The sequence below is a fragment of the Methylobacterium dankookense genome (genome assembly GCF_902141855.1).
Classification (GTDB): Bacteria; Pseudomonadota; Alphaproteobacteria; order Rhizobiales; family Beijerinckiaceae; genus Methylobacterium; species Methylobacterium dankookense.
Genome location: NZ_CABFVH010000088.1, coordinates 1 through 9,263, shown reverse-complemented (window position 1 = coordinate 9,263; position 9,263 = coordinate 1). Strand labels below are relative to the sequence as shown.

Annotated in this window: 8 protein-coding genes and 1 pseudogene; 5 read left to right on the top strand and 4 right to left on the bottom strand. The window is 73.6% G+C overall.

Annotation, left to right across the window (positions count from 1 at the left end):
• The first annotated feature begins 460 nt into the window (after positions 1-460).
• Positions 461-2,179 (top strand): malate dehydrogenase (quinone), encoded by a 1,719-nt coding sequence (mqo, locus tag MTDSW087_RS29055; protein ID WP_144769165.1) that lies wholly within the window; start codon positions 461-463, stop codon positions 2,177-2,179.
• 136 nt (positions 2,180-2,315) lie between these two features.
• Here mqo and MTDSW087_RS29050 read toward each other — a convergent pair whose 3' ends face one another.
• Both MTDSW087_RS29050 and MTDSW087_RS29045 read right to left on the bottom strand, forming a co-directional pair.
• Entirely contained in the window at positions 2,316-3,068 is a 753-nt protein-coding gene (locus MTDSW087_RS29050) for a sulfite exporter TauE/SafE family protein (RefSeq protein ID WP_144769169.1), read from the bottom strand.
• A 67-nt stretch (positions 3,069-3,135) separates the two neighbouring features.
• Positions 3,136-3,348: a hypothetical protein gene (locus MTDSW087_RS29045; protein WP_144769163.1), complete on the bottom strand. Its 213-nt coding sequence runs from the start codon at positions 3,346-3,348 to the stop codon at positions 3,136-3,138.
• A gap of 177 nt (positions 3,349-3,525) precedes the next feature.
• Between MTDSW087_RS29045 and MTDSW087_RS29040 the strand changes: the two genes are divergently transcribed.
• The 4 genes from MTDSW087_RS29040 (at position 3,526) to xseA (ending at position 7,912) form a co-directional block, all read left to right on the top strand.
• Positions 3,526-4,410 (top strand): LysR family transcriptional regulator, encoded by an 885-nt coding sequence (locus tag MTDSW087_RS29040; protein WP_144769161.1) that lies wholly within the window; start codon positions 3,526-3,528, stop codon positions 4,408-4,410.
• 53 nt (positions 4,411-4,463) lie between these two features.
• Positions 4,464-5,357 (top strand): LysR family transcriptional regulator, encoded by an 894-nt coding sequence (locus tag MTDSW087_RS29035; protein ID WP_144769159.1) that lies wholly within the window; start codon positions 4,464-4,466, stop codon positions 5,355-5,357.
• 62 nt (positions 5,358-5,419) lie between these two features.
• Positions 5,420-6,121 (top strand): cysteate racemase, encoded by a 702-nt coding sequence (cuyB, locus tag MTDSW087_RS29030; protein ID WP_144769157.1) that lies wholly within the window; start codon positions 5,420-5,422, stop codon positions 6,119-6,121.
• Positions 6,122-6,262: 141 nt separating this feature from the next.
• On the top strand, positions 6,263-7,912 hold the full coding sequence (gene xseA / locus MTDSW087_RS29025; RefSeq protein ID WP_144769155.1) for an exodeoxyribonuclease VII large subunit: 1,650 nt from the start codon (positions 6,263-6,265) through the stop codon (positions 7,910-7,912).
• A gap of 115 nt (positions 7,913-8,027) precedes the next feature.
• On the opposite strand, the gene MTDSW087_RS29020 is transcribed toward xseA, so the two are convergent.
• Entirely contained in the window at positions 8,028-8,765 is a 738-nt protein-coding gene (locus MTDSW087_RS29020) for a GNAT family N-acetyltransferase (RefSeq protein WP_144769153.1), read from the bottom strand.
• A 273-nt stretch (positions 8,766-9,038) separates the two neighbouring features.
• Positions 9,039-9,263 (bottom strand): annotated as a pseudogene (locus MTDSW087_RS30530) (translation initiation factor IF-2); the annotation flags it as partial.

Below are 9,263 nucleotides of genomic sequence, written 5' to 3'. Positions count from 1 at the left end.
GAAAGGCATCTCAGGATCGCTCCTGCGATGCCGGGCGGCAGGTGCGGGCAAATGAGCACAAAACAGGAACATTGTCAAGCCGGACCTGCTCTCCTCCCCCTTGCGGAGATCGGACCGGCCCATCGCGGATCCCCTCTCCCCGCGTGGGGGGAGACGTGGCGAGGCGGCAGCCGGGGGTGAGGGGGCTTAAACGGAGAAGGCTCTTCCGGAATCACCCCCTCACCCTCGCTGCCGCTTGTCGCGCCGACGACGAGGTCGTCGCGACCCTCTCCCCGCCCGGCGGGGAGAGGGGAAAAGCCCAGCGAGGAAAACAGCGGGGAGAATCCGCGTCCGTAACTCTTCGCGCACCCGGTCAAGGTCTTCAGGACATGGCAGCCATGTAATCGCCGCGTTGGTCGCCGGCGACGCTTGTTGTAGCCGACCGAAGGACAAATTATTTTTTCACGGCGCGCAAAATAAAATGAGCATTGAAGATAAAATGCACGGACGCCGCGGGGATATGCAGAATAGTGCCCTGCCGATGAACCGCAGACAGCTCATCGGCGGCGCGCTCGCGGGCGCCGCGGTCTCGGCCCTGCCCGGCGCAGGCTTGGCCGCGGGCGAGGCCCGCAAGGTGGACGTGCTGCTGATCGGCGGCGGCATCATGAGCGCCACGCTCGGCGTGTGGCTGCGCGAGCTCGAGCCCGGCTGGTCGATGGAGATGATCGAGCGGCTCGACGGCGTCGCCCTCGAGAGCTCGAACGGCTGGAACAATGCCGGCACCGGCCACTCGGCGCTGGCCGAGCTGAACTACACCCCCGAGGATTCGAAGGGGAAGGTCCGCATCGAGCAGGCGGTCAAGATCAACGAGGCCTTCCAGGTCACGCGCCAGTTCCTGGCCTGGCAGGTCCAGCAGGGCGTGCTGAAGAACCCGCGCTCGTTCATCAACTCGACCCCGCACATGAGCTTCGTCTGGGGCGACGACAACATCCGCTACCTGAAGAAGCGCCACGAGGCCCTGCAGGCGAGCCCGCTCTTCGCCAGCATGGAATATTCGGAGGATCCCGAGCAGCTCCGCAAGTGGGTGCCCCTGATGATGGAGGGGCGCGATCCCAAGCAGAAGATCGCCGCCACCTGGACGCCGGTGGGCACCGATTGCGAGTGGGGCGAGGTCACCCGCCAGTACGTCGCCTCGCTCACGGGCCGGCCGAACTTCTCCCTGCGCCTCTCCACCGAGGTCGAGGGCATCGTGCGCAACGCCGACGGCAGCTGGCGCGTGTCGTCGAAGAACCTGAAGGACGGCAGCCGCCAGGCGGTCGACGCCCGGTTCGTGTTCATCGGCGCGGGCGGCGGCGCCCTGCACCTCCTGCAGAAGTCCGGCATCCCCGAGGCCGACGACTATGCCGGCTTCCCCGTGGGCGGCTCGTTCCTCGTCACCGAGAACCAGGACGTGGCCCTGCGCCACCTCGCCAAGGCCTACGGCAAGGCCTCGGTCGGCTCGCCGCCGATGTCGGTGCCGCATCTCGACACGCGGGTGCTCGGCGGCAAGCGCGTGATCCTGTTCGGGCCCTTCGCCACCTTCTCGACCAAGTTCCTGAAGGAGGGCTCCTATTTCGACCTCCTGAGCTCGACCACCACCAGCAACGTCTGGCCGATGGTCCGCGTCGGCGTGGAGCAGTATCCGCTGATCGAGTACCTCGCCGGCCAGGTGATGCTCTCCGACGAGGACCGCTACCAGGCCCTGCGCGAGTACTTCCCCAACGCGAAGAAGGACGAGTGGCGGCTGATCCAGGCCGGCCAGCGGGTGCAGATCATCAAGCGCGACCCCGAGAAGGGCGGCGTGCTGAAGCTCGGCACCGAGGTCGTGAGCGCGAAGGACGGCAGCATCGCCGCTCTGCTCGGCGCCTCGCCCGGCGCCTCGACGGCCGCGCCGATCATGCTGGACGTGCTGGAGAAGGTCTTCGCCCAGAAGGTCGCGACGCCCGAGTGGCAGACGAAGATCCGCCGGATCGTCCCGAGCTACGGCACCAAGCTGAACGACGACCCGCAGAAGGCCTATGCGGAGCTGGCCTATACGAGCGAGCACCTGCAGCTCACGCCCCCGCCCCAGCTCGCCGCCGCGACCCCGGCCGCAGCGGGCCGCGCCTCCGCCGACGCGGACAGCGGGGTGGTGAAGGCCGTCCCCGACATGGCGCCCTGAGGGGCGCCTCCACCAAGCGCGACGCGCGCCCTCTCCCCGACCGATCTCGGGCTTGCCCGAGATCGGCAACGTGGAACCGAAGTCGGGCAAGCCCGACTTCGGGCGGGGAGAGGGGATCCGCCGCCCGGGCCGCCCCTCAGAACACCAGCCGCGCGGCGAGATGGGCGCCGAGCGCGAGCAGGCCGAGGAAGAAGCAGCGCCGGAAGACCCGCTCGCTGACCCGGCCGCGCACCCAGCCGCCGACGACCATGCCGACGAGCGCGGGCGCGAGGGCCGCGACCGAGGCGCCCGCCGTGCCGAGGGCGAAGCCGCCGCCGCCGGCGAGCATCAGCGCAAGCGCGATGGTGGACACCGTGAAGGAGAGCCCGAGCGCCTGGATCAGCTCGTCCTTCGCGAGCCCGAGCGCGCCGAGATAGGGCACGGCCGGGATCACGAACACGCCGGTCGCGGCCGTCACCAGCCCGGTGGCGAGGCCGACGAGCGGCCCGAGCCAGGCCTCGGCCCGGGGCGGCACGGAAAAGCGGATGGCGGCGAGGCCGAGCACCGCATAGGCCACCAGGGCGAGGCCGAGGGCGATCGCCGCCTGCCCGGCATGGTTGCCCTGGAGGAAGCCGGACCCCGCCAGCGTGCCGAGCACGATGCCGGCCTGCATCGGCCAGAGCCGGCGCGCCAGGGCGCCGAAGCGCGGGCCCGCCGCGAGCTGCCAGACATTCGTCGTGAAGGACGGCACGATGAGCAGCGCCGCCGCCTGCGCGGGCGCCATGACGGTGCTGAGCAACCCCATGGCCACGGTCGGCAGGCCGAGCCCGATCACGCCCTTGACGAAGCCCGCGAGCAGGAAGGTGGCGGCCGCGACGGCGACCGGGAGCGGATCGAGGGCGAAGGGCATGGCCTGGTGAGGATCTGAGGGCTCGGAGGGCTCGGGGCCGGGCGGCGTCGGCATCCGGCCGTTATCGTCAGTCGTGCAGCAGCATGTCGCGCAGCACGGGATCCTCCACCGTCCTAACATCCAGGGGCGCGGCCCGCTGGACGATGGGGGCGGGGGCCGGGGCGGCGCAGGAAGCGGGCCGGGCGGGATCGAGCCGCGCGAGGGCGGCGAGGGCGGTCAGGCCGGCGAGGCAGATTGCGACGCCCTCCAGGAGGTGATCGCCCTGCAGGGCCGTCCGCATGTGCGGGTTGCGTCTCATGGCCCGACCTTGCCGGCGGGCGGGGCCCCTCACAATGCGGAAGTGCCGGAAGCGGGCCTTCGGCCAGGCCGAAGGCTCGTCCGAAGGCTCTTCAAAGACGCCCCGAAGGCTCGTCCGAACGTCCTTGCCCGCCGGGCCCCCGCCGCGGACGATGGCGGCATGCGCTTCGACCTGACCGACCTCCGCCTGTTCCTCCACGTCACCGAGGCGGCGAGCATCACCCGCGGCGCCGAGCGGGCCGGGATGGCGCTGGCCTCCGCGAGCGAGCGCATCCGCGGGATGGAGGAGGCGAGCGGCGTGCCCCTGCTGGCGCGCAACCCGCGCGGGGTCTCGCCGACGCCGGCCGGGTGGGCGGTGGCGCATCACGCCCGGATCGTGCTGGGCCAGCTCGAGCAGATGCGCGGCGAGCTCGGGCAATACGCGCAGGGCCTGCGCGGCCATGTGCGGGTGCTCTCGAACACCGCGGCCGGGGCCGCCTTCCTGCCCGACGCCCTGGCGGGCTTCCTCGCGGCCCATCCGACGATCGACATCGACCTCGAGGAGCGCACCAGCGCCGAGATCGTCGAGGCGATCGCCGGCGGCCTCGCCGAGATCGGCATCGTCGCCGACACCGCCGATCTCGGGACCCTGGAGACGCGGGCCCTGCGCACCGACCGGCTCGTCCTCGTGGTGCCGGAGGGCCATCCCTTCGCGGAGCGCGCGGCGGTGGCCCTCCAGGAGGCGCTCGACGAGCCCTTCGTGGGGCTCAGCCACGGCAGCGCGCTCCAGGCGCATCTTGCCGGCCACGCCGCCCGGGCCGGGCGCGCCTTCAAGCTGCGCGTGCGGGTGAGCGGGCTGGAGACGGCCTGCCGGATGGTGCGGAGCGGGGTCGGCGTCGCGATCGTGCCGGAGGCGGTGGCGCGGCGCGGCGCCTGCCGCTGGGTTCCCCTGAGCGACGCCTGGGCGCTGCGGCGCCTCACCCTCTGCGTGCGCCGGGCCGCCGACCTCTCCGCCCATGCCGGCCAGCTCCTGGCGCATCTCGCCGCCGGATCGGCCGATCCTTGAGCGCGGCGAGGCCGCTGGCTCTCCGCGCGTTGCGACTCTAGGCTGGTGCCATCATGGAGCTGAAATGGCTTGAGGACTTCGTCAGCCTCGCACGGACCGGCAACTTCTCGCGCTCGGCCGAGGAGCGCCACGTCACGCAATCGGCCTTCAGCCGGCGCATCCAGGCCCTGGAGACCTGGCTCGGCGTCGCCCTCATCGACCGCAGCACCTATCCGACCTCGCTGACGGCGGCGGGGCGGGCCTTCCGCGAGACGGCGGAGGAGGCGGTGCGCATGCTCCACGGCAGCCGCGCCGCGTTGCAGGCCAGCGCCCGGCCGGGGCAGCGCCACGTGGCGGTGGCCGCGCTCCACACCCTCGCCCTGACCTTCTTCCCGCGCTGGTTCCGGCGGATCGAGGCGCAGGCCGGCCCCCTGAGCAGCCGCCTGCTGCCCGACGACTTCCACGCCTGCCTCCAGGCGATCGTCGAGGGCGGCTACGACTTCCTGCTGACCTTCCACCATCCGAGCGTGCCGATCCTGCTCGACCCGGCCCAGTTCCCGCACCGCGTGGTGGGGGCCGACAGCCTCGTGGCCGTGCGCGGCGCCGGGACGCCGGAGGCGGGGATCCCGCTGCTGAGCTACGCGCACAACTCCTTCCTCGGCCGCGTGGCGGCCGTCGCGCAGGCGGAGGCGGGCGGTCCCACCGCCTCCGCCCACACCAACGAGAACGCGATGGCGGAGGCGCTGAAGTTCATGGCGCTGGAGGGCCACGGCCTGGCTTGGCTGCCGCGCAGCCTCGTGGCGCGGGAACTCGCCGAGGGACAGCTGGTCGCGACGGGGCCGAGCACGCCGCTGGAGGTGCGGCTCTACCGCAACGCCGCGCATCGCCGCGCCGCCGTCTCGGCGGTCTGGGAGGCGGCGGAGGCCGTCGCCGCCGAAACTATGCAGGACCGGACTGGGCCGGACTGACACGGCATTGGACCCGGCGCCGGGCTCCCGCGCATCGTGAGCCCCGCAACAGGAGGTCCGCGATGCTCGGTGTTCTCGGTGGGATGGGTCCGATGGCGACCGTGGACTTCATGGCCAAGGTCGTGCGGAACACCCCGGCCTCCCGCGACCAGGACCACGTCCCGATGGTGGTGTGCTCGGCCGCGAACATCCCCGACCGCAACGCCGCGCTCCGGGGGGAGGGGGCCGATCCGCTGCCCGCCATGCGCGAGGCCCTGCGGCGGCTGGAGGCGGCGGGCGCCACCTGCATCGCCATCCCCTGCAACACCGCCCATCTCTGGCACGAGGCCCTGCAGGCGGGGACGCCCCTGCCGATCCTGCACATCGCGGAGGCCGTGACGGACGACCTCGCCGCGCGGCCGGGCGACCGCATCGGCGTGCTGGCGACGACCGGCACCGTCGCGGGCGGGCTCTATCAGGAGCGCCTCGCCCGGAAGGGCCTGTCCTGCCGGGTTCCGGACGCGGCCGGGCAGGCGGCGGTGATGCGCGCGATCCGGCTGGTGAAGGCCGGGCGGACGCCCGAGGCCGCAACGATCCTGCGCGGACAGGCCGAGGCGCTGCTGGCGGCGGGCTGCCGCGAAGTCGTGATGGCCTGCACCGAGATCCCGGTGGCCCTCGCCGCGGTGGAGGGCGACCTGCGCTCCCGGCTGGTGGACGCCACCGAGGCGCTGGCCCGCGCCTGCATCCGCGCCTGCGCGAGGCCCGCTTTGGCCGACGCCGCCTGATCCGGAGACCGGGTTCCCAAAGGGATCATCCCTTTGGTGGGTCCCGGGCAAAGCCCTGGAAGAGCCCCGGGCTCCGCCCGGACCCGCGAGAGGGGCGCCCCCTCTCGACACCCGGATCCTGCGCGCCTAGCGTCCGGCGCCATGCCGCTCGTCCCTCCGCCCCCGCCGCGCGCCGCGCGCCCTTCGACGGACGCGCCCGCCGACGTGCCACCTGCGCGCGTGCTCTCGGCCAACCAGCCCGAATGGTCGGTGGGCGAGCTCGCCACCGCGCTGAAGCGGACGCTGGAGGACGCCTTCGGCCATGTGCGCCTGCGCGGCGAGATCTCGGGCTATCGCGGGCCGCACGGCTCGGGCCACGCCTATTTCTCGCTGAAGGACGGGCAGGCGCGCATCGACGCCGTGGTCTGGAAGGGCGTGTTCGGGCGGCTGCGCCAGAGGCCGCAGGAGGGGCTCGAGGTCGTCGCCACCGGGCGCATCACCACCTATCCCGGCAAGTCCTCCTACCAGATCGTCATCGAGAGCCTGGAGCCGGCCGGGCTCGGCGCCTGGATGGCGCTCCTGGAGGAGCGCAAGCGGGCGCTGGCGGCCGAGGGCCTGTTCGCCCCCGAGCACAAGCAGCCGATCCCCTTCCTGCCGCGGGTGGTCGGCGTCGTCACCTCGCCGACGGGCGCGGTGATCCGCGACATCCTGCACCGCCTGGAGGACCGCTTCCCCCGGCCCGTCCTGGTCTGGCCGGTGCGGGTGCAGGGGGAGGGGGCGGCCGAGGAGATCGCCGCCGCGATCCGGGGCTTCAACGCGCTGGAGCCCGGCGGCCCGATCCCGCGGCCGGACGTGCTGATCGTCGCCCGCGGCGGCGGCTCGATCGAGGATCTCTGGGCCTTCAACGAGGAATGCGTCGTCCGCGCCGCCTTCGAGAGCCGGATCCCGCTGATCTCGGCGGTGGGGCACGAGACCGACACCACGCTGATCGACTACGCCTCCGACCGGCGCGCGCCGACGCCGACGGGCGCCGCCGAGATGGCGGTGCCGGTCCATGCCGACCTCGCGGGCCAGGTGCACGATCTCGGCGGGCGGGGCGCGGGCGCGATCCTGCGCCGACTCGACCGCGACCGGGCGGATCTTCGCGCCGCCGCCCGCGCCATCCCGAGCGCCGACGCCTTCCTGGCGGCCAAGCGCCAGCGCCTCGACCTCGCGGAGGCCCGCCTCGCCCCGGCGCTCGCGGCCGGGGCGCGCGGCCACCGCCAGCGCCTGCAGGGGCTGCTCGACCGGCTCGTCCGGCGCTCGCCCGACGTGGCGCTGGCCAATGCCCGGGCCCGGCTCGCCCGCATCGACCACCGGCCGGGCACGGCCCTGCGCAACGACATGCTGCGCAAGACCGAGACCCTCGCCCAGCTCGGGCGCCGCCTCGTGGTGGCGCGGGAGGCCACCCTCGAGCGGGCCCGCACCCTGGAGGCGCGCCGGGCCGACCGGCTCGCCGCGACGCTGGCGCGCCTCGCCCAGGCCGGCGCCCGCGCGGTGGAGCGCCGCCGCGACCGGCTGGAGGCGCTCGGCTCGCTGCTGGGCTCGCTGAGCTACAAGGCGGTGCTGGAGCGCGGCTACGCCCTGGTGCGGGACGAGGCCGGCGCGCCCCTGCGCAGCGCCGCCGCCGCCGCCGCGGCGCCGGGCCTCACCCTGCAATTCGCCGACGGCACCGTGCGGGCGCGCCCTGACGAGGCACCGGAGCCGCCCCGCCGCGCGCCCCGGAAGGCGCCGCGCAAGGAACCCCAGCAGACGTCGCTGTTCGAGGCCTGAATCCGGGATCCCAAAGGCCTCAGGCCTTTGGCGGGGTGCCGGGGCAGCGCCCCGGCCTAGTCCCAGGGCTCCGCCCTGGACCCGCCAAAGGGATGATCCCTTTGGAATCCCGGTATCAGGGCGCGCGGCGGTAGTGGTAGCGGGAGAGTTCGCGCCCGAAGCCGAGGCCGGCATAGAGGGCGCGGGCCGGATGGTTGTCGGCCACCACCTGCAGGCAGGCTTGGGCAGCGCCCCGCGCCCGGCCCCAGTCCATCAGCGCGGCGACGACCCGGCGGGCATGGCCCCGCTTGCGGGCCTCGGGCGCGGTGGCGACCGACTCGATCACCACGAGCGCGCGATCGAGCACCGCATAGGCCTGCGCGGCCGGCACGCCGTCCACGTGGAGGGCGGCGCAGGCCCGGGGCAGGGCGATGGTCTCGTGCATGACGCGGTAGGCGCGCTCGGCCGCCGCGTCCGAGGCATTGACCCGGGCGCGCAGCGCCAGCCACGCGGCATCCGGCGCGGGCGCGAGCTGCACCTGCGGATCCGGGCTTCCATGATCCGCGAGATCGGCGGCGAGGGTGAGGGCATGGCCCTCCGCGCGGTAGCCGCGCCGCTCCAGCTCGGGATCGAGTTCCGGCGCCAGCGAGACGATGCGGAAGATGGCGGGCGCGCCGAGCCCGGCGAAGACCCGTTCGGCGGCCTCGATCGCGGCCGCCGGCGCGGCGCGGGGGCCGGGCAGGGGGTTGAGCGCATTCGTCCGCCGCGTCGGCCCGCCGGAGGCGCGCAGCAGCCAGCCGCCGAGATGAACCTCGCGCGGGGCGGGCCATGCGTTGCGGCAAGCCTCCTCCGCGAGCCAGGCGAGGGATTCCATGCCACCGTCCGCGCTGCACCCGAGACTACCGGACCGGCATCCGGCTCGGGGCTTCTAGAGCCGATCCCGATCGCGTTGCAATCGAGATCGGCTCTAAGTCTTTGTTTTGACGCGCTCTCTTTCGCCGAACCGATGTCCACTTCGGCGGAGCGCGCTCTAGCGCATCTTCCATGATCCTTGGATCACGAACGAGGCTCACAGAGCCTGTTCGAGCTGGATCGACCAATCTTCACGCGGAGATTCTGTTCATCCCGCACGACGACCGGTCGCGCGTCAGCAGCCCTGCGCGAGGCGGACGCCGCCGGGGCCGGCGATCCCCGAGAAGCGGCAGCCGCCGAAGCTGCCGGAGAAGGCGTGGCCGTCGCCGGCCTGCCAGACGGATCCGGCGCCGCCGGCATAGCGCGCGGTGCGGAGGGCGGGCCGGGCCTCGCGGCGCGGGCGGGGCGCCTCGGCGCGGGCAGGGCGGGCCCCACGCGCGGCCTCCGGGGCGGGCGCCGC